The sequence below is a fragment of the Hafnia psychrotolerans genome (genome assembly GCF_014639435.1).
GTDB classification, from domain to species: domain Bacteria; phylum Pseudomonadota; class Gammaproteobacteria; order Enterobacterales; family Enterobacteriaceae; genus Ewingella; species Ewingella psychrotolerans.
This window is the reverse complement of record NZ_BMFZ01000007.1, coordinates 137,135-162,852: the sequence shown is the minus strand read 5'-3', so window position 1 is coordinate 162,852 and position 25,718 is coordinate 137,135. Positions and strand designations below refer to the sequence as shown.

At 48.8% G+C, this 25,718-nt stretch carries 20 protein-coding genes; 6 read left to right on the top strand and 14 right to left on the bottom strand.

What is annotated here, in order from left to right; translation table 11 throughout:
- Positions 1–13: 13 nt before the first annotated feature.
- Positions 14–2,089, bottom strand: coding sequence for an oligopeptidase A (gene prlC, locus IEV89_RS13995; protein ID WP_188474143.1), 2,076 nt, complete (start codon positions 2,087–2,089; stop codon positions 14–16).
- A gap of 292 nt (positions 2,090–2,381) precedes the next feature.
- On the opposite strand from prlC, the gene IEV89_RS13990 reads away from it, so the two are divergent.
- The 3 genes from IEV89_RS13990 to IEV89_RS13980 all read left to right on the top strand — a co-directional run bounded on the left by IEV89_RS13990 (position 2,382) and on the right by IEV89_RS13980 (position 6,505).
- Positions 2,382–3,224: a 23S rRNA (adenine(2030)-N(6))-methyltransferase RlmJ gene (locus tag IEV89_RS13990; protein ID WP_188474142.1), complete on the top strand. Its 843-nt coding sequence runs from the start codon at positions 2,382–2,384 to the stop codon at positions 3,222–3,224.
- A gap of 285 nt (positions 3,225–3,509) precedes the next feature.
- Positions 3,510–4,862: a glutathione-disulfide reductase gene (gene gorA, locus IEV89_RS13985; RefSeq protein WP_188474141.1), complete on the top strand. Its 1,353-nt coding sequence runs from the start codon at positions 3,510–3,512 to the stop codon at positions 4,860–4,862.
- A 416-nt stretch (positions 4,863–5,278) separates the two neighbouring features.
- A complete protein-coding gene (locus IEV89_RS13980; protein WP_188474140.1) occupies positions 5,279–6,505 on the top strand; it encodes an anaerobic sulfatase maturase in 1,227 nt (408 codons plus the stop codon).
- Positions 6,506–6,565: 60 nt separating this feature from the next.
- On the opposite strand, the gene IEV89_RS13975 is transcribed toward IEV89_RS13980, so the two are convergent.
- The 6 genes from IEV89_RS13975 to otsB all read right to left on the bottom strand — a co-directional run bounded on the left by IEV89_RS13975 (position 6,566) and on the right by otsB (position 15,177).
- Positions 6,566–7,042, bottom strand: coding sequence for a hypothetical protein (locus IEV89_RS13975; protein WP_188474139.1), 477 nt, complete (start codon positions 7,040–7,042; stop codon positions 6,566–6,568).
- Between the two features lie 68 nt (positions 7,043–7,110).
- Positions 7,111–8,790, bottom strand: a complete 1,680-nt coding sequence (locus IEV89_RS13970; RefSeq protein ID WP_188474138.1) for a sulfatase family protein — start codon at positions 8,788–8,790, stop codon at positions 7,111–7,113.
- Between the two features lie 39 nt (positions 8,791–8,829).
- Positions 8,830–10,275: a carbohydrate porin gene (locus tag IEV89_RS13965; RefSeq protein ID WP_188474137.1), complete on the bottom strand. Its 1,446-nt coding sequence runs from the start codon at positions 10,273–10,275 to the stop codon at positions 8,830–8,832.
- 723 nt (positions 10,276–10,998) lie between these two features.
- Positions 10,999–12,654 (bottom strand): alpha,alpha-trehalase, encoded by a 1,656-nt coding sequence (locus IEV89_RS13960; RefSeq protein WP_188474136.1) that lies wholly within the window; start codon positions 12,652–12,654, stop codon positions 10,999–11,001.
- Positions 12,655–12,955: 301 nt separating this feature from the next.
- The gene (gene otsA / locus IEV89_RS13955) at positions 12,956–14,386 is read right to left on the bottom strand and encodes an alpha,alpha-trehalose-phosphate synthase (protein ID WP_188474135.1); all 1,431 of its coding nucleotides are present in this window, start codon (positions 14,384–14,386) and stop codon (positions 12,956–12,958) included.
- Complete coding sequence (gene otsB, locus IEV89_RS13950) at positions 14,383–15,177, bottom strand: trehalose-phosphatase (protein ID WP_373283392.1); 795 nt, start codon at positions 15,175–15,177, stop codon at positions 14,383–14,385. Before otsB ends, otsA begins: the two co-directional genes overlap by 4 nt.
- 716 nt (positions 15,178–15,893) lie before the next feature.
- Here otsB and IEV89_RS13945 point away from each other — a divergent pair.
- Positions 15,894–16,802, top strand: coding sequence for an SDR family oxidoreductase (locus tag IEV89_RS13945; RefSeq protein WP_188474133.1), 909 nt, complete (start codon positions 15,894–15,896; stop codon positions 16,800–16,802).
- A 169-nt stretch (positions 16,803–16,971) separates the two neighbouring features.
- On the opposite strand, the gene IEV89_RS13940 is transcribed toward IEV89_RS13945, so the two are convergent.
- From IEV89_RS13940 to IEV89_RS13925, 4 genes are all read right to left on the bottom strand, one after another.
- The gene (locus IEV89_RS13940; RefSeq protein WP_188474132.1) at positions 16,972–18,150 is read right to left on the bottom strand and encodes an MFS transporter; all 1,179 of its coding nucleotides are present in this window, start codon (positions 18,148–18,150) and stop codon (positions 16,972–16,974) included.
- Between the two features lie 141 nt (positions 18,151–18,291).
- Positions 18,292–19,290 (bottom strand): ROK family transcriptional regulator, encoded by a 999-nt coding sequence (locus IEV89_RS13935; RefSeq protein WP_188474131.1) that lies wholly within the window; start codon positions 19,288–19,290, stop codon positions 18,292–18,294.
- Positions 19,291–19,834: 544 nt separating this feature from the next.
- Complete coding sequence (locus tag IEV89_RS13930) at positions 19,835–20,035, bottom strand: ogr/Delta-like zinc finger family protein (RefSeq protein ID WP_188474130.1); 201 nt, start codon at positions 20,033–20,035, stop codon at positions 19,835–19,837.
- Entirely contained in the window at positions 20,013–20,225 is a 213-nt protein-coding gene (locus IEV89_RS13925; RefSeq protein ID WP_188474129.1) for a hypothetical protein, read from the bottom strand. Before IEV89_RS13925 ends, IEV89_RS13930 begins: the two co-directional genes overlap by 23 nt.
- A 621-nt stretch (positions 20,226–20,846) precedes the next feature.
- On the opposite strand from IEV89_RS13925, the gene IEV89_RS13920 reads away from it, so the two are divergent.
- Both IEV89_RS13920 and IEV89_RS13915 read left to right on the top strand, forming a co-directional pair.
- On the top strand, positions 20,847–22,094 hold the full coding sequence (locus tag IEV89_RS13920) for a glycoside hydrolase family 68 protein (protein WP_188474128.1): 1,248 nt from the start codon (positions 20,847–20,849) through the stop codon (positions 22,092–22,094).
- A 110-nt stretch (positions 22,095–22,204) separates the two neighbouring features.
- Positions 22,205–22,519, top strand: a complete 315-nt coding sequence (locus tag IEV89_RS13915) for a phage holin, lambda family (RefSeq protein WP_188474127.1) — start codon at positions 22,205–22,207, stop codon at positions 22,517–22,519.
- A gap of 337 nt (positions 22,520–22,856) precedes the next feature.
- On the opposite strand, the gene msrA is transcribed toward IEV89_RS13915, so the two are convergent.
- From msrA to IEV89_RS13900, 3 genes are all read right to left on the bottom strand, one after another.
- Positions 22,857–23,405, bottom strand: coding sequence for a peptide-methionine (S)-S-oxide reductase MsrA (gene msrA / locus IEV89_RS13910; protein WP_188474126.1), 549 nt, complete (start codon positions 23,403–23,405; stop codon positions 22,857–22,859).
- Positions 23,406–23,483: 78 nt separating this feature from the next.
- Complete coding sequence (locus tag IEV89_RS13905) at positions 23,484–24,431, bottom strand: metallophosphoesterase (protein WP_188474125.1); 948 nt, start codon at positions 24,429–24,431, stop codon at positions 23,484–23,486.
- A 297-nt stretch (positions 24,432–24,728) separates the two neighbouring features.
- A complete protein-coding gene (locus IEV89_RS13900) occupies positions 24,729–25,661 on the bottom strand; it encodes a sugar-binding transcriptional regulator (RefSeq protein WP_229746483.1) in 933 nt (310 codons plus the stop codon).
- Positions 25,662–25,718 lie beyond the last annotated feature (57 nt).

The window sequence follows — 25,718 nt, the reverse complement described above, 5'->3', positions numbered from 1 at the left end:
GGGTGACGTTTCCTCAGACAGGCTCTTTCGCGCCGCTCTCTTTAATGCCGTAATGACGCAGCATAGCATCCAGTTGAGGTTCGCGGCCACGGAAGCGTTTAAACAGCTCCATCGGCTCTTCCGAACCGCCACGCGACAGAATATTGTCGAGGAAAGACTGGCCGGTTTGACGGTTGAAAATACCTTCGTCTTCGAAGCGCGAATAGGCATCGGCAGAGAGCACTTCCGCCCACAGATAGCTGTAATAACCGGCAGCGTAACCCCCAGCAAAAATGTGGCTGAAAGCATGAGGAAAGCGACCCCAGCTCGGTGATGGCACCACGGCAACTTGTTTTTTGATCTCAGCCAGCGTCTGCAAAATTTGCGCACCGGTGGCCGGGTCATACTCGGCGTGCATACGGAAGTCGAACAGGCCGAACTCCAGTTGACGGAGAATAAACAGTGCCGCCTGATAGTTTTTCGCGGCCAGCATTTTATCCAGCATATCTTTTGGCAGCGTTTCGCCGGTTTCAAAGTGGCCCGAAATAAACGCCAGCGCTTGCGGTTCCCAGCACCAGTTTTCCATAAACTGGCTCGGCAGTTCGACCGCATCCCACGGCACGCCGCTGATACCGGCAACACCCGCGGTGTCGATTTTGGTCAACATATGGTGCAGACCGTGACCGAATTCGTGGAACAGCGTGGTCACTTCATTATGCGTAAACAGCGCAGGACCGGTGCCGACCGGGCGGTTAAAGTTACAGGTCAGGTAGGCGACCGGTTTTTGCACCTCGCCACTGGCTTTACGCAGGCTACCTGCGCAGTCGTTCATCCAGGCACCACCGCGTTTGTGCTCACGGGCGTACAAATCGAGGTAGAAGCTGCCGCGCAGTTCATTACTGTCATCAAACAGATCGAAGTAACGGACCTCTTCATGCCAGGTATCGACATCAGTGCGTTCTTTGGCGGTGATGCCGTAAATGCGCTTCACCACTTCAAACAACCCCTCGAGCACGCGCTGTTCCGGGAAGTACGGACGTAGTTGCTCGTCATTAATCGAGAACAGATGCTGTTTCTGCTTTTCACCGTAGAAAGGCAGATCCCAGGCTTCCATTTCATCAACACCAACGTGTTCTTTGGCGAAGGCGCGTAGCTGGGCTAGCTCCTGCTCAGCCTGAGGACGCGCACGTTTGGCGAGATCGTTCAGAAAATCAATAACCTGCGATGGATTCTCGGCCATTTTAGTGGCCAGAGACATATCGGCGAAAGAGGCAAAGCCCAGCAGTGCAGCCAGTTCATGGCGCAGTGCCAGCTCTTCGGCCATCACCTCGCTGTTATCCCATTTACCGGCATTCGGGCCCTGATCGGATGCGCGGGTCACGAAAGCACGGTACATCTCTTCGCGCAGTTCGCGGTTTTCACCGTAAGTCATCACCGGCAGATAGCTTGGAATATCCAGCGTTAACAGCCAACCATCCTGCTCTTTCGATTCTGCCAGCGCTTTAGCGGCGGCCAGGGCGCTTTCCGGCAAGCCTTTTAACTCATTCACGTCGGTGATGAGTTTGCTCCAGCCCATGGTGGCGTCCAGCACATTGTTACTGTAAGTCGAACCCAGTTCAGACAGTCGGGCGGAGATCTCGCCGTAACGTTTTTGTTGCTCCGCAGGCAAACCGATCCCTGACAACTCAAAGTCACGCAGCGCGTTATCCACCGCTTTCTTCTGCGCCAGCGTCAGTTTGGCAAAGTTTGCGCCCTCTTTCAGTTCACGATAGGCCTGATACAAACCCGCATGCTGCCCAGTCCAGGTACTGAATTCGGAAATAATCGGCAGGCACTGCTCATAGGCTTCACGCAGTTCAGGGCTGTTTTTCACCGCATTAAGATGACCAATCGGAGACCAGATACGGCTCAGGCGATCATCACTTTCAGCCAGCGGCTGGCACAGGCTCTCCCAGCTATAAGGCGCGCCCTGAGCAACCACTTTTTCCACGACCTGGCGGCACTCGTCAATCGCCGATTGCATGGCAGGAACGATATGTTCAGGACGGATAGCAGAAAACGGCGGTAACGTAAAAGGTTGCAGAAGCGGGTTAGTTGAAGCTGTAGTCATAGGAAGGTCCTGTTGTTGTGTGCATGGTGCGCGTGGCGCTGGCATCGGCTCTTCGCGCAACACACCGTGAATTCGAGTGATATTCTATATGACGCAACTTCTAACATGAGGTCAAGCCACAGGGAATTCAATGGGGATCGGGTTAGGCAGTGGCCAGCAGACGGTTTATACTGAGGCGCATTAAAGGCGGGCCGTTTTGAGCCAACGCCTGCATCCTATTCCCAGTACAGTATAAAAATCCGGTAACCCACTGATTTTACTGTCTACATTCATTATTCGGAAACGTAAATCCATGCTGAGTTACCGCCACAGTTTTCACGCTGGCAATCACGCCGACGTCCTGAAACACACCGTTCAGAGCCTGATCATTGAATCTCTGAAGGAAAAAGACAAACCTTTCCTGTATCTCGACACCCACGCGGGTGCGGGTCGTTACCTTCTGAGTGGTGAACACGCCGAACGTACTGGCGAATATATGGAAGGCATCGCGCGCATCTGGCAGCGTGAAGATCAACCGGCGGAATTGGCACCTTATATGACGGTTATCAGGCATTTTAATCGCAATGAAAACCTGCGTTATTATCCTGGCTCACCGCTCATCGCCCGCCAGTTGCTGCGTGAACATGACAAACTGCACATGACTGAGCTTCACTCGAGCGATTTCCCGCTGCTGCGCAGTGAGTTTCTTAAAGACGATCGCGCCCGAGTCTTGCGTGAAGACGGTTATCAGCAGTTGAAAGCTCAACTGCCGCCACTCTCCCGTCGTGGTTTAATTCTGATGGACCCGTCGTATGAGCTGAAAACCGATTATCAGGACGTGGTGCAAGGGATTCAGGAAGGCTACAAACGCTTCGCCACCGGCACCTATGCCCTGTGGTACCCGGTCGTCATGCGCCAGCAGATCAAAAAGATGCTGCGTGATCTGGAAGCCACCGGTATTCGCCGTATTCTACAAATCGAGCTGGGCGTTCGTCCGGACAGCGACCAGCGTGGCATGACCGCCTCGGGCATGATCGTCATTAACCCGCCATGGAAGCTGGAACAGCAGATGAAAGCGGTATTACCGTGGCTGCTGGAAACGTTGGTGCCATCGGGTACTGGCCATCAGTTGGTGAAATGGGTGGTGCCTGAGTAAATCCCCCTCATTAAAAATCCCCTAAATCATTCGAGTTACATCAAGGCGACAACTGAATGAATCCCCGGGAGCTTACTCAAGTAAGTGACCGGGGTGAGTGAAGGCAGTCAACGCAGAGACAGTTGGAAGGATGACGGGGATAGGCTTTGGCTATCACACCTATCGCAATCATTGATCCAAACTTTGCGACAAACTTGATTCCCGCGTTAAACTCACACTCAATTTTTTAAGATCAGCGGCACCGATGTGGCGTTTGTAACTTTTTCACAACCTATGGATAAACCCATGACTAAACATTATGACTATCTGGCAATTGGCGGCGGCAGCGGCGGTATCGCATCAATCAACCGTGCCGCCATGCATGGGCAAAAATGTGCGCTGATCGAAGCGAAAGAGCTGGGCGGCACGTGCGTTAACGTGGGTTGTGTCCCGAAAAAGGTGATGTGGCATGCGGCGCAAATTGCTGAAGCTATCCGCAACTACGGTCCTGATTACGGTTTTGATACTACCGTCAACAGCTTCAACTGGAAAACCCTGGTGGCCAATCGCACCGCTTACATCGACCGTATTCACACCTCCTACGACAACGTGCTGGGCAAGAATAATGTCGATGTGATCCGTGGTTTTGCCCGCTTTGTTGACGATCATACTGTAGAAGTTAATGGTGAGACGATCACTGCCGATCATATCCTGATCGCCACCGGCGGCCGCCCGATCCACCCGAATATCCCAGGTGCGGAATATGGCATCGACTCTGACGGTTTCTTTGATCTGACTGAAATGCCAAAACGCGTTGCCGTGGTTGGCGCAGGCTATATCGCCGTAGAAATTGCCGGTGTCATGAACGCGCTGGGCGCAGAAACGCATCTGTTTGTGCGTAAACACGCGCCACTGCGTACCTTCGATCCGCTGATCGTCGAAACCCTGCTTGAAGTGATCAACACGGAAGGCCCGGCACTGCATACAGAATCCATTCCGCAAGAAGTGGTCAAAAATGCCGACGGCAGCCTGACGCTGAAACTGGAAAATGGCAAAACCTTTGAAGTCGACAGTTTGGTATGGGCCATTGGCCGCGAACCAGAAACCGACAACTTCAACCTGAAAGCCACTGGCGTGAAAACCAATGATAAAGGCTACATCATTGTCGATAAATTCCAGAACACCAGCGTGAAAGGCATCTATGCGGTGGGCGACAACACCGGCGCGGTTGAACTGACGCCGGTCGCCGTTGCTGCTGGCCGTCGCCTGTCCGAGCGCCTGTTTAACAACAAGCCGAATGAGCATCTGGATTACAGCAACATCGCCACCGTGGTATTCAGCCACCCGCCAATCGGCACCGTGGGCCTAACCGAACCGCAGGCCATCGAGCAGTACGGCGCAGACAACGTGAAAGTCTACAAATCTCAGTTCACTGCCATGTACACCGCCGTGACCCAACACCGCCAACCGTGTCGCATGAAGCTGGTTTGTGCCGGTAAAGAAGAGAAGATCGTAGGTATTCACGGTATTGGTTATGGCATGGATGAAATGCTACAAGGCTTCGCAGTGGCGGTCAAAATGGGTGCCACCAAGCAAGACTTCGACAACACCGTGGCCATTCACCCTACCGGTGCGGAAGAGTTTGTTACCATGCGTTAATCACGCAGTAGTCGTGTCGGAAAATCACCGCGCACCGTTGTCATTCTGAAAAACTGGCCGTCACACGCCAGTTTTTTTATACTCTTTTTCTTATCTTTAGAGTTACCTTTCATTCAAAAACAGACTGATTTTCATCTCGGATTATTATTAAATAATGCTGATTGGTTTTTTATTTTAAAGTATTTCATGGTGCCGATAATAGGAGCCGAACCTACGAACTTAGCACGACCACTGAGCGTGTTTATGCTAAGGATATTATGATGTCATTATGCGACATCTATCCTTTTATTTTTTTCATCCTAAGGTATATTTGAAGGAGATCGTTACCATTTAAGGGCGAAACCTGGCATCAGTTGATGTGTTACACGTCAACTGATGCCAGGTTTTTTTTTAAATATGTATGATGAGAGCGGAAAATGAAAATTAATAACTTTCAACTGATGGCCAAACCTTCAGGTTCGGTGTGCAACATCGACTGTTCCTACTGTTTTTATCTTGAGAAAGAGCATCTGTATCCGGAAAGAAAGAAAAACTGGAGAATGGATAATCTGACGTTGGAAAATTACATCAAGAAAAATATTGCAGCACAACATGCCGATGTCGTTGACTTCCTATGGCAAGGTGGTGAACCCACGATGTTAGGGGTTGATTTTTATCGGGAAGCCGTCCGATTACAGGCGCTGTATCGGGGCAAGAAAACCATCAATAACTTCTTTCAAACCAATGGCATGAATATTAATGACGACTGGGCAATATTTCTTAAAGAGCATAATTTCCTGGTGGGAATATCCATCGACGGCGATCGTATCAGCAATGATGCCCACCGTCTAACCCGCTCAGGAAAGAGCACCTTCGACAGCGTCATAAATGGCATTGATATTCTGAAACGTCATCAGGTCGAATTTAATACCCTAACGGTCGTGAATGCGGAAAATGTTAAGCGACCTTTAGATGTCTACCGGTTTTTAAAAAGGATCGGCAGTCGCTATATGCAATTCATCCCTTTAGTTGAACGCCGCGCTGCCCATCCGGATGAGAATGGACTGACGCTGATTAAACCAGATTTCTCCGGTCAGTGTGCGGTGGAAGCCTGGTCGGTTCCGGCTCCTGCCTGGGGGAAATTCCTTAATACGATATTCGATGAATGGTCGGCCAACGATCTCAGCCAAACCTTTGTGATGAATTTTGAGCAAACTCTAGCCAAAATAAATGGCGCACAAAGTGCCTGTATTATTAACGAAACCTGTGGTGGCAATTTAATTATTGAATCCAATGGTGATGTCTATTCCTGCGACCATTTTGTCTATCCGGAAAATAAGCTTGGAAATATCAACGAGCACAAAATCACTGAAATGGTAAATTCGCCGCAAAATATCGAGTTTGGCGAGCGTAAAGCCAACCATATCAGCAAGGAATGCCTGACCTGCCCGGTAAAATACGTCTGTAATGGCGGCTGCCCTAAGCACCGCTTTGAATTGTCGAGCGACGGGAAGCCAACCAAAAATTATCTCTGTGATGGTTTTGCGATCCACCTGCATCACGTGGTGCCCAGAATGCAGCATATCCTGAGACGGCTACAGCAAAGAACTACGCCAGCCCGCATCAAGCGCGAAATGAAAAATTTTGCCCGACACCCACATTAAATTTCCCTCCCCGCTGCCTTGTTGCGGCGGGGGCGATGCCCGCCCATGTAAAAACTCGACTTATTTTTGCGCCAATCGGTAATTCATTTTTACCAGCATCACTTTCACCCCATCCACGACAAAGGGTTCCAACGCTACCCAGACTTTATCAATGTGATCCACCGGAAAGTTAACAACGGTTTTCACCTCGCCGGCAAACCAGAGTGTTGAATCGCCATGGCGGATCTTATGGAAGCCTGGTAGTTGCTTATCGTAGAATTTCTCCAGCGTCTCGGCAGAGGCGAGTGACAGGAACATGGCAAACGGCAGCGAACTACCCTGGTCATCGAAGGTGATACCGTTATAACGATTGAAGACCAATTTCGATTCCGGATACTGCGCGAAGGGGATCACCCGCACGAGAGAGGTTTGGCGATATTTCTCCGGCACCCCCATTTTCTGCGCCAGCGACTGCGTCAGTTGGTCAATATTGTCGGCGAGGGCAACGCCAGCAAACAGCGATAGGATCAGTGCAAATAGTATGCGGCTAAGGTGCATTTTCTCTTTCCTGTAAAAACAGAAAAAGGAGGAGCATTGTTCGCTCCTCCTCCGCTTTCTGGCTTCGTTTAGTTCTTTTCTTTCATGTAGTTTTCTTTGATGAAGTCCTGGGTTTTACCCATCATTTCACTCATTTTTTGCACTTGCTCCGCTTTCCCCGGGGTGTCCGGCAGGAACCCGACATACTTGTCTTTCGGGCCATAGGGACGCATCCAGTTCTGCGGGAAGTCGGCAGATTTCACGCCCTTACCATTATCGTCATAACGCTGAACAACCCCTTCAGACAATTTGGCGTTATAAGGAATAATGTTCTTGCCTTTGTGATCGCCGAGTTTGGCAAACAACTCCTGACGTAGATTCTGCTTAATTTTCACAATCACCGGATCGTCGGAATTAATCAGGTTATGCATCTCTTTCGGATCTTCTTGCAGATCGTACAGCTCTTCGGTATCCCACACGCCATAGTAGTTGATGTATTTATAGCGTTCGCCACGGATCGCGAAGGTAGTCGGCGTGTACGGGAAGTTATATTCCCAAAAATATTCGTAGACGAAAGTCTTACTTCTCGCCTCAGCAGGCTCTTTACCCGTCCCGAGGGAGAGGAAGCTGGAACCGTCATACTCTTTCGGCTTTTGTAGTCCAGCCGCTTCAAGAATGGTCGGCGCGATATCAATGTTGGCGACCACATCGTTCACCACGCGACCGGCATCGAAGCCCGGACCACTGGCAATTAAGGGTACGCGGATCGACTCTTCGTATGCATTACGTTTATCGATCAGACCATGCTCGCCGAACATAAAGCCGTTGTCGCCCATCACCATGATGATGGTATTTTTATCCAGGTTGTGCTCTTTCAGATACTGACGTACGCGACCGATACTGTCATCGACGGACATCAGCGTTTCATAGTAGCTCTGCAACCATTCGTTGTAGTCCAGGTTTTCCATATACGGGAAATCGATGCCGTGCCAGCTATTACGCTGATCTTTCACCCAACGGGGTTTCCCGGCGTAGTTCTCCGCATTGTTCACCCAGGAGTCCGGCTTTTTGAACACTTTACCTTTCAGCTTGCCGATGTGACGTGGTGCAGGCAGGAAGTCGGCATGCACACCTTTATGGCCTAAATAGAGCATAAAAGGCTTGGACTTATCACGGTGATCCAGCCAGTCCACGGCATAGTCGGTCAACTCATCGGTAATATAGCCTTTTTGCTTCACGACTTTGCCGTCCACATTCAGCTCAGACGCGCCACCAAACTCGTTGATCGGGTAGTAGTTGCCCTGAGCGTTGGAACCGATAAAACCGACCCATTTATCAAACCCAGCGAACCCTGGCTTGGCTTCTTTTTCCACACCGCCAAAGTGCCATTTACCAAAGAAGGCGGTCTGATATCCCGCCTGCTTAAGACGCTGGGGGAAGAAGTCCAGACTGTATACATTGTCGTTTTTATTGTTATCCACCATACCGTGGTTGTGAGCGTACATTCCTGTCAAGATGCTGGCGCGGCTTGGTCCGCACAGTGACGTCGTGACAAAGGCATTTTTAAAATAGGTGCCCTCTTTCGCTATGGCGTCCATATTCGGCGTTACTGCATCACTGTTTACAAATCCCATCGCGTCATAACGCTGGTCGTCAACGATGATATAAACAATATTAGGCTTTTCCTGAGCCGCATACGCCAGCGTTCCAACCGCAGTCGACGCCAGACAGGAAATACCGATCATTGCAGATAATAAACTTCGTTTCATATACTTCTCCTTGCTTTCGTCCTGAATAATTTCATGGTGTTAGAAAAACACCACATTCGCTGAAATACCGAATTTCCATTGATCATCCTTGTTGTCAGCAAATACTACATTATCGAGTTGATTATCGATCGCTTTCAGATAGGTCGCGTAGAATCTGATTTCAGGTAGCAAACCAAAGCTACTTTTTTCAAAACGAATTGAATGGAAAAAAGTAGTTTTATAACCAGACTCAGTCAGTGTTTGACCATATTGTTTACTATTCTGCTTAAAATACCCCAACTCCACACCCGTCTGATTAAAATTCTTCCAGATATAGGCCGGACGGATCGCTGAACGGAAATAAGTTATATCAGAATGTGGTGCAAAGGTTTCCGGGTCAACAATGTCACTGGCTTTTCCGAATGCAATGGCGTGAACAACCCCGAAGTGATCGCCAATAAAATTTTCACCTTGCGTAATTGCTCGGTAGAGAGTGCCACCGCTCTGTTCTCCAAAATAGTTATCGCTGTGGCCGAGATAGGGATTGGCACCATGAATGCGGGTCATGTTGGTAGCCATACCATTATTAGCCACCTGAAAGACCAGCTCATTAAAGCTATTATCTGCTTCAGTCTTTTTCAGCGCAGTCCCCGCCAGGAAAGAATCTTTCAGATCGAAAAACTCTCCTGCGGCGGCGCGATCTTTTTGAGACTGCGATGGGTTTGCCATGGTGTAATCACCGTGGAAGCCCAGTGTCAGGTCTGGTGCCAGTTTGATGTTGTTATAACGCATCTGTAGTGTATTACTGGACACATTGGTGCTACCTGACAGATTGGTTTTGTAGACTTTATAGTCATTGCGTCCGACCGCCAAATCTAACGCACCAGGGCCTATTTTCAGATTCTGGATCCCTGCGCCGCCGCCTTCTGCGGTGTAAGCATATTTCCAGTCAAACATCAGGATCTCTTTCGCCGGCAATTGGTTGCGGCCTACCCAGAAAATAGTTTCCGGATGGTTAGGCACCAACCCTTTGGTTTCAAGGTACATTTTGCCGAAGGAGATATCGTTACCGTCGGATTTAGCGAAGTTATTGTTGCTGCTGTTCATATCAATAGAGCCGTCAAGCAGCACCACCGCTTTCATCGACACGCCGTCTTTATTGTAAAAACGCTGCGAGAAGATTAGATCGTACCAACCGTAGAATTCGTTACCGTAGCGACCCAGCGCGCCTTGTGCCCAGTTGGGCCGCTCATAGCTCATGCCTGACGCGCTGATCCCTTTGCCGACGGTGACGGTGGCGTTGGTCGTCCCGCTGGAAGCGGCTTCCCAACCGCCGCGAAAATACCCAGCGAAATTAAAATCCTTGTGTTTATCATTATCGGCTTCGAGTTTCGCCAGACGATCTTCCACAGGAACATAATCCTGTAACCGGGAGGTATCGGCAAAGGTAAGGCCGGGTAAGAGTGCTATCAAAGATAACGAAAAGTGCGCCATTTTTTTATTCATTTTCATGTCCCTTGCATTGTAATAAGTAGAGTAAGCTCTACCCTGTCCATTAACTCTTTATTCCGCCAGGTGATAAGAGACCGCCAACTCTCCGTCGATCCTGAATCTGGGGAAAATAATGTCATCCCTAACACCCGTATTTATAAAAATGAGGCCCACATTTAAATCCCCATCAGCCTCTACGGGTAATAATCGTTATTTCAGGCAGGCATCATGGGTACTGATGATCTCTTCATACCTGTTGAAGCTTTTATTTTTATGGCGTTCAAGTGTGTTATTGATTGTTGTTATTACTATCAATAACCATTATCACGTTATTATTTGAATTTTTGATCATGTTCATTGATTCCATCCCTGAAAATAGAAAACAAAAAAACCAGAGATTGTGCATTTAGCATTGCAAACACTAAATGCACAATCTCTGGTTTTGCCTGTATATACAGTAACAATCCGTTATTTAGGTATAAAATACCATTTCGTTTCGAGATATAAAGAATGAATATTAGGAAATGTGACTTTGATCCAAATTTGTTTCTAATAACTATCATTTAAGATGTTGTTAGATCTCCGGTTTGAGGTGTTTGTATCATATGTTCCTTTATTGAATTAATCGATTGCGTTCGCGCTTTTATGCAATAAAAAGAGCCAACAGCGCTGAACTGTTAGCTCTTAAGTGTTACGCAGTGACTTTCTGGTTTTACGACGACGGATTATTGTTCCCGCTTATTCGTACTTCTCGCCATAAAGACCAATCAACCTACGGGCCACGCCATTAGTCCAGCCGAAACCATCTTGCAATGGATATTCCCCGCCACCACCTGCACGTGGCACATCCCCGCTAATATGGTATTTCTCAATCAGCTTATGATGCTGTTGGTAAAAGTCATTCACCGTTCTTAGCCAACTCCGCGCAATCTCATCGCCAAGTGCGTCATTGCCATACAGTTTAAAGCCTTGAATTGCCATCCATTGCAGCGGCGCCCAGCCGTTGGGCTTATCCCATTGCTCGTCGGTTTCATATTCTGTTGCCAGAATGCCACCTTGAGTGAGCAAGCGTGAGCGCACGGCGTCAGCCAGCTTGTCAGCTTGGGCGTGGGTGGCAAGCCCGACATACAACGGAACAACGCTGGCAGCAGAGAACAGCGCCATCTGCTGGCGATGCCAGTCATAGTCGCGGAAGCACCCTTCTTCTTCATCCCACATATACTGGTTAACGGCTGTGCGGCGATCGTCGGCCTTCTGACGGAAGAGCGCCTCCGTTTCTCTATCACCTTTCAGCACAGAAATATTGGCGATGGCGCTCTCCAGTTTGTAGAGAAAAGCGTTGAGATCTATCGGGATAAACTGGGTGGTGCGGATACTGGCAAGACGATCCGCATCACGTAACCAGCGCGATGAATAATCCCATCCCGAGGCTGCCCCAGCTCGCAGATCGCGATAAACTTCATTGACCGGGCGGCTGGAGAGTTTTGCGGTCTCCACATCTTCGCGCCAGGACTCATCGCGTGGCGTGTCCCTGTCGTCCCAATAGCGGTTAAGCAGCACACCATCTGGCATTTTTACCACATGACGGTAGGCTTGATTCGGTGCCAGCGATTCCGCGCCATCCATCCAAAATTCATATTCTTTCAGCAAATGCTCAAGGTAACGCCGGGCACCGCGTATGCCATCCTCTTCAAACAGCTCCACCATCAAGGCAAATACCGGCGGTTGCGAGCGGCTGAGATAATAGGTGCGGTTACCATTGGGGATATGCCCGTAGGTTTCGATCATCCACGCAAAATTATCCGCCATTGTGCGTAGCAGATCGTTGCGGCCACTTTCAGCTAACCCCAACATGGTGAAGTAAGAATCCCAGTAATACGTTTCCCCGAAACGGCCACCAGGCACGATATAGGCTTGGGGCAAGGGGAGTAATGATGACCAGGGAATATGGCTCTCAGGCTCACGCGTTAGCACCGGCCAAAGATTGTCGATATGTTCTTTGAGCGTATCCCCAGGATTGGAAACATATTCCCCACCACGGGACTCCGGCAGCCAGAAATATTTCTCAACAAACGCATGCAGGTCAAAATCGTCCTTTTTTCGTGTCCGACGATAGAGAAGCAAAATATCCAGTGGGTCCATCTTGGGTGAACAGTCAGGGAATGTTTTGCTGTCTGCGAAAATTCGCGAAGACTGAACGTGCTCAAACAGTTCCATATAGCGATCAGCAGGTGTTAATGCGTCGGAAGGCGGCATCCCTTCGATCATCTCTGGCTGCGGCTCAGCGTCGAGCATTTTATCCAGTATCAGTTCTGAGGGTTCATCTTCATAGTGGCTATCGGCGCTGGTAGGCAACTCCGCAAGTTCTTTAAGCTGTAATTTAGAGTTGTGCATAATGTACAAACCTCTGCATTGCATAATAAATAGACGAGATCTTTCCCGCGCGTCTCTGTACTAAGTGTAGACATCCACTTAGTCAGTACATTCAAAAACTGTGCTATTGATCACGCTTTATTCTACTCACAGAAAATTGAGAGCAGCTAATTATTTGTTTTAAAATGGGAAAGAGAAATATTTAGACAAAAGGGTAACGCTGAAACGGAACCGGTTTCATTTGCAACGATTTGTGAATAGCCCCGACGAGCGGGGCCAGAGGAAGAGGAGATCATGCGCAATGCAGCCTCAATAAGGCGCGTCAGGAATTGGACTCGTCAACGATAGTCTTTTGCTTACTGCTGCGTGGTGTCATCGCCTCAAGGTCTTTTAAATAATGCTCCCCCCAATGAGCGATATCATTCTTGTGCAGCACGTCCATCATATCGTTATAGCGCGACAGTCGCTCGGCAAGTGGCATATTCAGTGCCTGGTTCAGCGCCGCCGCCACTTCATCACGATCATAAGGGTTAACGATCAGCGCAGAGGTCAGCTCATTGGCCGCCCCCGCAAAACGTGATAGCACGAGCACGCCCGGATCTTCCGGATCCTGTGCTGCCACATACTCTTTCGCCACCAGATTCATACCATCTCGCAGCGGCGTAACCAATCCGACATCCGTCAGCCGGAATATTTTCATCAGTAAACGGCGTTCGAAATTCTGATTGAGGTAAAACAGCGGCGTTCTATTCATGCTGCCGTATTTACCGTTAATCCGTCCCACTTCCATTTCCAACTGGTGGCGCAGATCTTGATAAGCTTGCACGTCGCCACGTGAGGTTGGAGCAATTTGCGAATAACGCACCTTACCGCCCCGATGCTGTGGATAATTCTCCAACAGTGCTTCAAAGGCGAGAAAACGCTCCGGTAGCCCTTTGGTGTAATCCAGCCGTTCGCAGGAAATAATATTTTTCGCATCGCCCAGCTCTTCCTTCATCACCACCATTTTTGGCGACAAGGGTCCTTCTGCCATCTCTTTAATACTGTCAGGCGCGATGCTTATCGGGTAGACACCTGTCATAAAGCGCTGACCGAAAGCATGATGGAGTCGATCGCCCTTTTGCTCGAGCGGAGTAATTTGAGCAAGATTATCGAGAAAGGCAGTCCGATCGCTCTCCGTCTGGAAGCCAAGCGAATCATATTCACAGAGCATTTCTAACAGTTGTTCATGTGTCGGTACGGCGCTAAAAATTTCGGGCGTCGGGAAGGGAATATGCAGGAAGAGCCCGATACGGTTATTTACGCCTAATTTTCGTAATGCGGCAGCAAAAGGGAGTAAATGATAGTCATGGATCCACAAAATATCGTCTGGCTTAATAAGCGACTGTAGCCTTTTGGCCAGCAGTTCATTGACCCGACAATACCCTTCCCAGGCTTCACGCTGAAAATCGACCAGATCGATACGGTAATGAAATGCTGGCCACAGGACGGCGTTGGAAAATTGGCAGTAATACAGGTCATAATCGTTTTGATTAAGAGGAACTGAGGCATATGTAATGCCATCTTTTTCCACCATATCTAAGTCGTCATCTTCGTCTTCATCGGATATTTCACTGATCTCACCATTCCAGCCAAACCAGAGTCCCGAGGTATTTTTCAGCGCATCCATAATGCCTACGGCTAGTCCACCAGCGCTCTGCTTGGCGTTGTTCGGAATAGCAATACGGTTTGATACAACCACCAAGCGGCTCATAAGTTTATCCCTTTCTCAACACGAGTTTGTAATAACAACTGTTCAAGCCAATGATGCACATCTGCGACCTGTTTGAGGTGGTACTGAGCATGGCCGGAACCTTCTCCAACTTTCACAGAAATACCGTTCATGGCGTTCACAGCCAGAAATCCTTGTTCATCCGTTAAATCATCGCCAATAAAAACAGGAATGCGACCGGCAAAAGGAGGAGTTTGCATAAACGTGTTAATCGCTGCGCCTTTGTCTTTGCCCTGCGGTTTTATTTCAACCACGCACTTACCTGGCTGTAATGTGAGCTGCGGAAACTGAGCCACAGCGGCTTGTGCTAATTCCAATACCTGCTGCTGAAATGACATCGCCTGCCGGTAGTGCAACGCAAAAGCCATACCCTTTCCTTCCAACAATGTGCCAGGCATGGAGGCCATTCCTTTGTCTAGCATCTGTTGCAAGGGTACGGCGACTTCTGCTGGCAGCGTGACACATTGGAGGTTGCCGTCCCCATCACGCAGCTCTGCGCCATGAACGCCCGCCATCGGTAGTTTTAGGGGTTCAGTCAGTTTATCAAGTTGTTGGATCGGGCGGCCAGAAACCAATGCTAACGCCCCGTTACAGGCGGTTGACAGTGCCTGCAAGTTGTCACGGACAGCCGCAGGGATAGTGACGGCATCAGGTTCTGAGCGTATCTCTGCCAACGTGCCATCGACATCAAAAAAGAAGGCGTAAAGCCCATCATCCACCGCGGGGAGCGGCGGTTCTGCTTTGGTACTTACGCGGGTATTGCTAGTCAAAATGATTCTCCTGCCTCTTTCATGTCACGCGATCTGCCATCGCAGCCCATGGAGGGCGCACCAAGTGAGGTGGCTGGATTGTGACCGCATGAAAAGTGTTTGATGCCTTATCAGTAAATCAGGCAACTGAAAATATAATCATGCAGCGAAAGATGAGGGTAAGAGGACTTATTATTAGAGGAATATCTTTTCGCTTACACTGCAATAAAAATTTCATCTTAGCGTAATAAGATGACACTAGGCTACAACATCATAGTAGTTATACTAATTTATGTAGTATATACTATATTTGAGATATTACAAATTTATCGATTATTGCTGTTTTTATGGCGTAACGTCATAATTCCTTCGCGTCTAATGTCATCTTATCTAATAGTCATCCATATATGACAAAAAGTGACGTTATAAAGCGTAACTTATATTTTAACCATATGAATAGTTTACGCTGTATAGTTCATGAAACGCATGGATATATCGTGAGTTTATTTATATTTTCTAACCCGATAGTTTTCCATTTTTTCTAACATATGAAAAGCCTCTGGTGATGATAAGCGATTCGTATATTTTAAATGAAATTGGAACCATCATCAGCTTGAGGGAAGTAATAAGATGATAAATGGCAGTCATAAATGTCTTATTCAGAAAAATCCGTGAATTTTCATAGTCAGGATATTTTGTTCTACCTTTATGGTTGATTCAGCTTCATATAAGGAATAAAGATGAATAGTAAGACTTTAATTCCCGCATCCCTCAATCAGCCACATGTGGAATCCTTCCCTTACCCGCCTTTTGAAAAGCAGAGGCAACCGTTCCCGGGGTTAGCTGGAAAAATGAAACCTGTCCCTGATCATGGTGAAACCTCCTATAAAGGCAGTTCCCGACTGGAAGGGCGCAAGGCACTCATTACCGGTGGCGACTCAGGAATTGGCCGTGCAGTAGCGATTGCGTTTGCAAGGGAAGGTGCAGCGGTTGTTATTAACTACTTGCCAGAAGAAGAGCCGGATGCAAAAGAAGTTGTCGATCTCCTGCGTAGTGAAGGGCGAAAAATCATCGCCCTGCCGGGAGATATTCGGAACGAAAAGTTCTGTCAAAAACTGGTTCATGATGCTGCAGAACAGCTCGGTGGGTTAGATCTGCTGGTCAATAATGCCGGTCGTCAGCAATTCTGTGACTCGATTAAAAACCTCACCACTGAAGCCTTTGACGCCACGTTCAAAACCAATGTGTACGCGATGTTCTGGATAACCAAAGCTGCGTTGGAATATCTACCCCGCGGCAGTTCCATCATCAACACCAGCTCGGTTCAGGCTTTCCAGCCAAGTGATAATCTGCTTGATTATGCTCAGACAAAAGCATCCATCGTAGCCTTTACCAAAAGTCTCGCTAAGCAGCTTGCGGCAGACGGCATTCGTGTCAATGCGGTAGCGCCTGGCCCATACTGGACTGTATTACAGACGTCAGGAGGCCAGCCGCAGGAAAAAGTCGAGAAATTTGGCGAACAAGCACCGTTGGGGCGTCCCGGCCAGCCTGCTGAGATTGCTTCTCTGTATGTGACTTTCGCCTCATCTGAAACCAGTTACTCTTCCGGTCAGGTTTGGTGCTCAGACGGCGGTACCGGTACCGTCTGATGCCCGTTTGACGCAGAATAAAAGACTGCAGAATTTTCTGCGGTCTTTTATGAATCTAAAACGCTCATGGTTTCGTGTGTCACATAAAAATAACTTTTGAGGCGCTAATCGGAAGAAACTAACGGCCATCAGCATCCCAGCGAGGGAGCAAAAATAGGCCATTCAAAAATCATTGATACTTTAATTGATATGCGCCGAACAGAATAACCAGAAACGCGGCAGCGACGGCGGAGAACCCGACGTACAGGTTAGAAAGATGGGCAATAAAGCCGATCAACGCCGGACCGCCGAGCACACCGAGATAGCCAAGCGTCGCTACCAGGGCAACGGACATATTCACCGGCATCACTTTTTCCTGTCCAGCCAGCGTGATCAGCACCGGCACGATATTCGCCGCGCCGATACCGACCAGCGCAAAGCCGCACAACGGGAAGATCCAGCCAGGTAACAACACCACCATCAAATAACCAGCAATACCGAGCATGCCACCGACAACTAACACCCGCTTGCGGCCCAGCGTACTAACGATCGCATCACCGGTCATGCGCATCAGTGACATCGCAATGGCAAACACCGCAAAACCCCAGCCCGCATGTTCCAACGCCAGTCCACGTTCGCGCGTCAGGAAAACGCCGCCCCAATCGAGCACCGCGCCTTCGGCCATAAAACAGATCATCGCCATGACCGACATGAGCATCAACCGGAAGTTTGGCCGGGCTTTGGTTTTCCCCTCAACCGGCTCTTCTTCTTCATGCGCGCCAAATGGCAGCAATCCACGGTATGAATAAACCGTGATGATCGCCACCAGCGCGATGGTGAACCACGTGCTGCCCTGCGGTGTGATGCCGGCACTCAGCAGCAACGCACCGCCACCAGCTCCTGCGATACAACCGACGCTCCAAAGACAGTGAAAACCGGACATCAGCGGTTTATCACTCGCCTGTTCAACCAACGTCCCCTGTACGTTCACCGCCACATCCGCCAGACCAATGCCCATCCCGAAGATAAACAGCGTCAGCGCCAACAGCCAGATGTCACTGAACGTGGCCAAAAGCGGCAACATCAGACAATACAACACCACCGAGGCGATGATCACCGCACGACAACCAAACCGGCCGATGAGCCGTCCTGAGCCGAGCATCGACAGTAACGAACCCGCCCCAAGACACAGCAATAACAGGCCAAGGTCTCCGGCTTCTGAATGCGTACGTAACTGCGCATAAGGCACCAGCGCCGCCCACAAGCCCATCGCCATACCGGTGACAAAAAAGATCGCCCGTGTGGCAACGCGTTTGACTGGGCTCGCAACGTGCGCCGTCGTATTTTCTATTTCAGATGACAGTGACAATAGGGACTCCTCGACAGGCAGATTAGTTATTAAAAGACATTTAATAAGTGCTGAGTATATTGACGAAAAAGAAAAAAAGTCAATGTCCGCAGCAGTCAGCTGCTGTAGATTCAGTAATGAAAAGCGACGGCAGAATAAAGATTAGATGCCAAAAGCGACGTGTCGATTGTAGTGATTTAAGGTGAGTTCGGTGATGCCTTGTAGATAATCCTGACGCATCGATGCCCGGTAGGTCAGCGCTGGCATATGTTGCGCGGGGATATGCTGATGGCAGCGTTCGATCAGTGCTGGGATCAAGGCTTCACTGATTTTCGGGCCGGAAAGTGCGATGGTCACCGGGTTAATAATAGCGGCCAGCGAGACAATCACTTTCGCCATTTCATCGGCCACCGGGAGCTTATGCATATCGACGAATGGCAGATTGGACACTTCACCGGCAAACTGGCTGGCACCATGCAGTACCTGTCCGTTAATCACCATCCCACAACCAAGGCAAGGCACTTCCGGCTTGAATATATAGGCGACCGGCGCGGTGATGCCCGCACAGCTGCTGCGATAAAATCCGTAAGCGGTATAGTTCATGTCGTTATCTACCTGCACATAAATACCGAAACGCTCCCGCAATATTTTTTCCACCGGCACACCGCTAAAGGCGCTGATATCGCAGGTCGCGACGCGACCTTTCACCACCACACCGGGCAGCCCAACCCCCAGCGCTCTGATATTTGGATATTCCGCAAGCACGCGGGCAATCAGCTGATAAAACGTGTCCAGATTCAGCGGCATAAACCGTACCTCTCCTTGCGCCAGACTCCCGCCAGTCGCCGAACTCACCGTCCAGATAATTTGCGCCGCGGCATCACTGCCCTGTGCATACAAACTCAGCACCGAGAAATAATCCGGATTATAGGCATACCGCTGCGCAGGCCGCCCACCGCGCGAAACATCCCGTTCCAACACCAGCACTTCGCCGCTCTGGCTCAGCTCATTCAGCACAGCTCCGCAGGTCGCAATGCTCAGTCCTGTCTCGCTCGCCAGCTCAGCTTTCGTCGCAGAACCCAGTGATTTCAATGCATGGATAGCCAGCACCACATTGTTGATCTTCATTTCACGGGTTGTATGGTTTAGCGGAGTGATCATAGTGCCTCGGGAGATGCGCGGAGTTTGGCGGCTAATTTAGCATAATAGTGACGGAAGGCGACGCGCTGGGTGACCTTATCTAAGATCCTCATCAGCTCCCAGGAACTCATCGCGTGTAACGATGTGGCGACCATGCGGTGAGAATGTCTGAGGCACAGTACCTGTTTCAAAATATGAAAAACGATCTGGCAGACTGAAGACCGTCAGAGCGATCTACAGCCTGTTTTTGCTATTTATAGCGAAGAGGGGATTTCATATATCACATAAGTAAATTAAAACCCTCCATCTATTATCGACTAAAAAGATTTGGCAGTTTTTTATAAACATAACCAAAAAAAATCAAGATCAAATAAACATATGTAGACTTAAAAAAGAATAAGTGTCTTTTGATGTGTCACGGTAAATACATACGTACCCCATCGATGAAATTAGAATGCCCTCCCATTCCAGCGTTTACCTTGAGATAAAAATGACCATGATGAAACATTCCAGCTGAACTAAATTAGCAGGTTTGCGTTAGTGTTAACTTCACATAGGATTAATCTTAATTGATGCGTATGCGCTTATCCACCTCTGATTTTTCCTCCATTGGCCTGCAAAGAATTTTAGATACTGTTTCAATTGTTTTAAAGGTGCATGAACAATCAATGTTTTGGCATTGATAATACGATTCTTTTGTTTGTTGAGAAAGGTATCTGCTGGTTCGTATATGTGCTGAATGATTACAAAGCGGGCAACGCATCATAGGTAACCCCTAACATTAAAAGTAAAATAAGCGTATGAAAAAAAGGGGGTTTGTCACCTAATTCATCAATATTATCTCGTGTATTTGACTCATGCAGAGAAGTATCTAAAAGTAGATTAAAAGGGTACTCCCTCTTTTTAAAGCCCCTTGACATAGCATCATCCCGTTCATCAAGTTGTGCGGTCACCATCCATTATTTCCCTTAAAATTAATATAATTTAAAGATGTATAACCAGTGACACAACAAATTAAACAGGCATTAATGTATTACTTTCGAGGCTTCTTTAATAAAACCTTTAAAAAAAGTCATTATCCACTGCCGGAGTGCGATTTTCGTCAGATGTATGTCACGCTTCCCGAACTAAAAGTGTATTGGGGAATGTGGCTGATAAAAGCTCAAATAGGGGTGAAATTTTGATATTGCCTTGCCTGAGAGCATCTGACACGCCTTCCCTGTGAAACGCGGTTTCATTTTATTTGGCGAATCGGTTATTTTTTTAAATCGCCAAATAATGAAGCCTGCTACATAAATAAACCCAGGCATTCTTGTTAAAAATAACAGAGTTAAATAGTCTGATTCTTAAAAAATATTATAAATTGTTTCCTGATCATATAACTTAACAATAAGTTAATATAGAGATTAAGTTTATATAAATCAAATAATAAAGCGTGGATTCGCTTTTATAAAAAGCATAAAAATAATGTCAGAATCACCACACAACAATAAGCGGATGAACTTCAAAATTAATCATGCAAGTATTAACTCGACTTAATAAGTCACCCACTATTAACTCGTAATCAAAGGATACTTATGACTAACTTAAATTACACGCCAACTATCTGGACACGTGCTGATGCTTTAAAGGTCAATGAGAATGACCCAACCACCACTCAACCTCTTGTCAGCGCTGACTTTCCCGTCATGAGCGAAGATGTATTTATTTGGGACACCATGCCACTAAGAACATTCGATGGGACAATTGTCTCTGTCGATGGATGGTCAGTTATTTTCACATTAACCGCTCAACGTAATACTAATAACTCAGAGTACCTGGATGCAGAAGGTAATTATGATATTACAAGTGACTGGACTGATCGCCATGGTCGCGCAAAAATTTGTTTCTGGTACTCCCGCACGGGTAAAGATTGGATTTTTGGTGGACGCGTTATGGCGGAAGGCGTATCTCCGACCACCCGTGAATGGGCAGGCACACCTATTTTACTCAACGATGACGGTGACATTGACCTCTATTACACCTGTGTGACACCAGGTGCAACCATTGCGAAAGTAAAAGGTAAAATTCAAACTTCAGATGACGGTGTTACGTTAAGCGATTTTAATGAAGTTAAATCCCTATTTTCCGCTGATGGCGTTATTTATCAAACCGAAAGTCAAAACCCTTACTGGAACTTTAGAGATCCTAGTCCGTTCATCGACCCGATTGATGGCAAACTCTATATGCTATTTGAGGGCAATGTCGCGGGTGATGCGGGCTCCCATGTTATCACTAAGAAAGAGATGGGGGTCGTTCCCCCTGGCCATCAAGACATTGGCAATGCTAACACCAAGATAGGCTGTATTGGCATGGCCGTGGCTAAAGACCTCTCAGGTGATGAATGGGATATTTTACCGCCGCTGGTGACTGCTGTCGGGGTGAATGACCAGACTGAGCGCCCTCACTTCGTTTTCCAGGATGGGAAATACTATCTGTTCACCATCAGCCATAAATACACTTATGCGGATGGACTTACTGGCCCTGACGGCGTGTATGGTTTCTTCGGTGATAATCTTACCGGTCCCTACTCACCAATGAACGGTTCCGGCTTGGTTCTGGGTAATCCGCCATCACAACCTTTCCAGACTTACTCACACTGTGTCATGCCCAATGGTCTGGTCACCTCATTCATTGATAACGTTCCTACCAGCGATGGGGGTTATAGAATCGGTGGAACCGAAGCGCCTACCGTGAAAATAGTATTGACGGGTGATCGCTCTTACGTACAACGCGTCTTTGACTATGGCTATATTCCACCGATGAAAAATATCATTCTGAATTAAATTTTTCATGCCAATCCTCCCGCATATCCTCTTTGCGGGAGGAAATCTGATTCATTGACGGGCATACGTTTACCTCAATCATGCTTGTATTATTCTATTAAGGTTATACTTTGAACTTTGATTACGCATCATTTACCGATTTATTAAAATCATTGTGGCGTGGCGATACCGCGATTAGTGGGGTTTTAATGTCCATGTTAATCGCTTCTCTCAGAACATTATATTCAGGGCACCGGCGGGCAGACATTATTTTTGAAAGTTTACTTTGTGGTGCGCTGACATTAACAGCCGCATCCATCATGGTTTATTTCGGCGTACCCAAAAGCACGACAGTTGGCATTGGGGGGATTATTGGTTTTATCGGTGTTAAAAAATTAAGCAAATATTTATCTGCCTATATACAGAAAAGATTTTTAGATAAATAAGTATTAAATAGCCATGTCGCTAATCACGAATATTGTTACCACCGCATCACAGATCTCCCGCAGACCATACCTTTTACGGCGAATGTCGTGAATCCCCTCGTCAATTTGGTCATCAATCAGCAAAGGCACCTTGTGGCTTTTTTCAACAAATAATAGCCGTACCTGACTTCACAAAAGAAGATGATAAAGGTGAGTGTTGCCGGTGCCGACACGCAGGCGAAAGGCCACCGCGCCGCCACCGAACTGAGGTCATGCAATGCGGAGTTTGACGCTGAGCAGGGCATTTACCGCGAGTGATAAACCTTCCCACTTTCGCCAGATATATCCGTGCCTGCGGTTAGCCACCAGCACTCAGGGACTTCATCCGATCGGCATAACTTTTGCGCAGCTTTTGGAGCTTTGGCGGAATGACTGCCATGCAGTAACCATTACGCTGACCGGCACCGTCCCAGTAGTTCTGGTGATAATCTTCTGCCACGTACACCTCGCCCAGCGGCTCGATGGTGGTCACTATCGGCTGGTTTTGATCCGCCTGCGCACGCAGGATAGCGGCTTCGGCTTCAGCATGTTGCCCGGCGTTGGCCGGGAAAATCACCGAACGATATTGTGTACCGACGTCATTACCCTGACGATTAAGCTGGGTCGGATCATGGGTGACAAAGTGGATATCCAGCAGATCGCCGTAACTCAGTTTCGCCGGGTCGAACCCGACGCGGATCGCTTCTGCGTGACCGGTCACACCGGCGCATACCTGCTCGTAAGTTGGGTTTGGCCTGCGCCCACCGGTGTAGACGCTTTCTACTGTCTCCACGCCAATCACATCTTTGAACACCGCTTCAGTACACCAGAAGCACCCACCGCCAAAAATGGCATATTCGATTGTCATACTCTCTCCCGAACTCAAAACAGATCATTAACCAGTGTTAATCCTAGTCGATGAGTGCCGGTGGTGAGCCCCTCTTTTTCAATCAGTGCCAATGACAGGCAGTACCCGGCTGATTTCAGTCCCATACCCATGAATCGTTATCTCCCCCTTTTGCAACTCAACCGTGGCAAAGGGCAGACTGTCGGCACCATCGAGCATGCCTTTCAGCGTGATAAAGTCAGTGCTGCCGATGCGGGCATAGCCACCACGGTGGTCATGGCCGGCAAAATAAGCCCGCACCTGATACTCACAAAGCAGTTCCAAAAGCGTTTCACAGTTCCACAAGTTATGGCTGTTGATAGGGGTGAGCGGATAATGGCCGAAGACAATCACCGTTTCGCCCAGCCGTTTGGCCTGTTGTAAATTTTGCTCAATCCAGACCAACTGCTGCGCCCCGATTGCGCCGTTCCAGGACTGTGCCTGCGATTGCTGGCATTCAATCAAATCTTCCAGCATGAACTCTGCTAACTGGCGATCGTCGCCGTTGGCATGGTTGCAATACAAGCTCACATCATTGCCATCCAGAACCATAAAGCGGTAACCCGGCACTGTGAATTGATAATAACTTTTGGGCAACCCGAGAGCCGGAGATTGCGACCCGAGATGATCGGAAATCACCTGTGCATCATGATTGCCAATCAATGCAGCATGCGGATGGTGCAATTCATCATACAGCGGCAGTAACTGCTCGTAACTTGACCAGTCGCGATCAACCAGATCCCCCAGAGTGACCACAAATTCCAGCGGCAACGCATTCAGCTCAGCGATGGCAGCAGAAAGCTTTCTCAGGCTGTGCCGATAATAACGGTTGTTTTCCAGATCTGGCGGCGCGTCGGCATATTGCGGATCGGCAATCAAACCAAAGCGCAGCGTGGTGCACGCCGGTGACGGTGAGCGGATTTCAGGCGGCTGATAGAGCGTACTGACCTTACCCAGCGCCTGTTGTTGTGACAGTGACAGCGCGGAATTTTCAGGTAGAAACGTCATCGGGTTACTCCTGCTAGCGAATGCCAGCACACATGAAGGATTGAACAAACTGACGCTGGAAAATCAGGAAAGTAGCCGCAATGGCAGTGACGTAATGAGGGTCACTGCGCCTATCAGTGCATCTCTGCAATGCTTCATGCGCATAACGTAGCGAGATTGAATGAACTTTTTATGAAGCCTATGTGACGCTTCATCGAGACATCGCCCCCGAACCGCCTGGAAGACAATGGAGAAACAGAGTGAAAACAGATGATCATCCCGCCCTAACAGTGAGCAGCGGGATGATTATGCAGCGGCTTAATTCACCGGCAACCGGTCCAGAATGGCTTGCGCGGTATTAACGTCGGTCACCAACGCGTTGATCATCCCCGATCGCACTGCACCAATGATCCCTGCGGCCTTTTCGGGCGTCGCTGCCACGCCAATGGTCAGCGGCGTGCAGCGCAGCTGATCGACCGAGGCCGCAATCATCCGCTCTTCGCCTTCCCAATGCAGGATCTCTCCCGACTCAGTGACGTAATGGCGCAGAACATCTCCCGCAGCGTGGCTTAGCGCCTGCTCACCGGCTGTCGCGGTACTGGATTCACTCGGTTTCGGCGCATGTGTCAGACCAATACCGACGATAGCCACGTCCAGCTTGTCCCACAGGGAAATAATTCCCTGTACGCTGGCGTCGCTGAGAAACGCATCCCGAAGTTCTGTCGAAGAAATATAGGGCGCATGCAGAAAATAGGGCGTGCCTTCCATCTGTTCAGCCGCTCGGCGTACGAATTCAGTGATCTGAAAGTGCGGTGCTGCCTGCTGCATACCGCCGTTCAGTGCCACAGTCAGAATGCCCGGCAACCGTGGCATTCCGGTTAGTGTGACTTCCCGAATCGCCCTGCCCCAGCCAATACCGAGCACTGAGCCCGCACCTAAATCTGCCTGCGAAAGTATCGATGCCAACGGCGCGGCGAGGGAACCCAGCACATTGTTGGGCGGCGCATCAATCACATAGGCCGTCTTCAGCCCGAGACGCGCAATGAGGTCGGCGGTCATGTTTTCCGGTGACGATAAACCGATGACTTCAATGCGCACAATGCCCGCCGCGCGGGCTTTATTCAACAACCGGGAGATGGTTGCCGTCGAGACATCCAGCTTGCGGGCGATCTCCACTTGCGACATGTCAGACTCGTAATGCAGCTTGGCCACCATGTGCATCATGGCACGGGTTGCTGCAATATCTTGCAAAATTGGCTCTTTCAGCTTGAAATTCCTTTCAGTAATGAATTACACTCAAATCGTCGA

What these genes read in the sequence shown, in the direction of transcription:
- prlC (WP_188474143.1), bottom strand. Translation starts at nt 2,089, where the DNA reads ATGACTACAGCTTCAACTAACCCGCTTCTGCAACCTTTTACGTTACCG.
- IEV89_RS13990 (WP_188474142.1), top strand. Translation starts at nt 2,382, where the DNA reads ATGCTGAGTTACCGCCACAGTTTTCACGCTGGCAATCACGCCGACGTC.
- gorA (WP_188474141.1), top strand. Translation starts at nt 3,510, where the DNA reads ATGACTAAACATTATGACTATCTGGCAATTGGCGGCGGCAGCGGCGGT.
- IEV89_RS13980 (WP_188474140.1), top strand. Translation starts at nt 5,279, where the DNA reads ATGAAAATTAATAACTTTCAACTGATGGCCAAACCTTCAGGTTCGGTG.
- IEV89_RS13975 (WP_188474139.1), bottom strand. Translation starts at nt 7,042, where the DNA reads ATGCACCTTAGCCGCATACTATTTGCACTGATCCTATCGCTGTTTGCT.
- IEV89_RS13970 (WP_188474138.1), bottom strand. Translation starts at nt 8,790, where the DNA reads ATGAAACGAAGTTTATTATCTGCAATGATCGGTATTTCCTGTCTGGCG.
- IEV89_RS13965 (WP_188474137.1), bottom strand. Translation starts at nt 10,275, where the DNA reads ATGAATAAAAAAATGGCGCACTTTTCGTTATCTTTGATAGCACTCTTA.
- IEV89_RS13960 (WP_188474136.1), bottom strand. Translation starts at nt 12,654, where the DNA reads ATGCACAACTCTAAATTACAGCTTAAAGAACTTGCGGAGTTGCCTACC.
- otsA (WP_188474135.1), bottom strand. Translation starts at nt 14,386, where the DNA reads ATGAGCCGCTTGGTGGTTGTATCAAACCGTATTGCTATTCCGAACAAC.
- IEV89_RS13945 (WP_188474133.1), top strand. Translation starts at nt 15,894, where the DNA reads ATGAATAGTAAGACTTTAATTCCCGCATCCCTCAATCAGCCACATGTG.
- IEV89_RS13935 (WP_188474131.1), bottom strand. Translation starts at nt 19,290, where the DNA reads ATGATCACTCCGCTAAACCATACAACCCGTGAAATGAAGATCAACAAT.
- IEV89_RS13930 (WP_188474130.1), bottom strand. Translation starts at nt 20,035, where the DNA reads ATGATGCGTTGCCCGCTTTGTAATCATTCAGCACATATACGAACCAGC.
- IEV89_RS13925 (WP_188474129.1), bottom strand. Translation starts at nt 20,225, where the DNA reads ATGGTGACCGCACAACTTGATGAACGGGATGATGCTATGTCAAGGGGC.
- IEV89_RS13920 (WP_188474128.1), top strand. Translation starts at nt 20,847, where the DNA reads ATGACTAACTTAAATTACACGCCAACTATCTGGACACGTGCTGATGCT.
- msrA (WP_188474126.1), bottom strand. Translation starts at nt 23,405, where the DNA reads ATGACAATCGAATATGCCATTTTTGGCGGTGGGTGCTTCTGGTGTACT.
- IEV89_RS13905 (WP_188474125.1), bottom strand. Translation starts at nt 24,431, where the DNA reads ATGACGTTTCTACCTGAAAATTCCGCGCTGTCACTGTCACAACAACAG.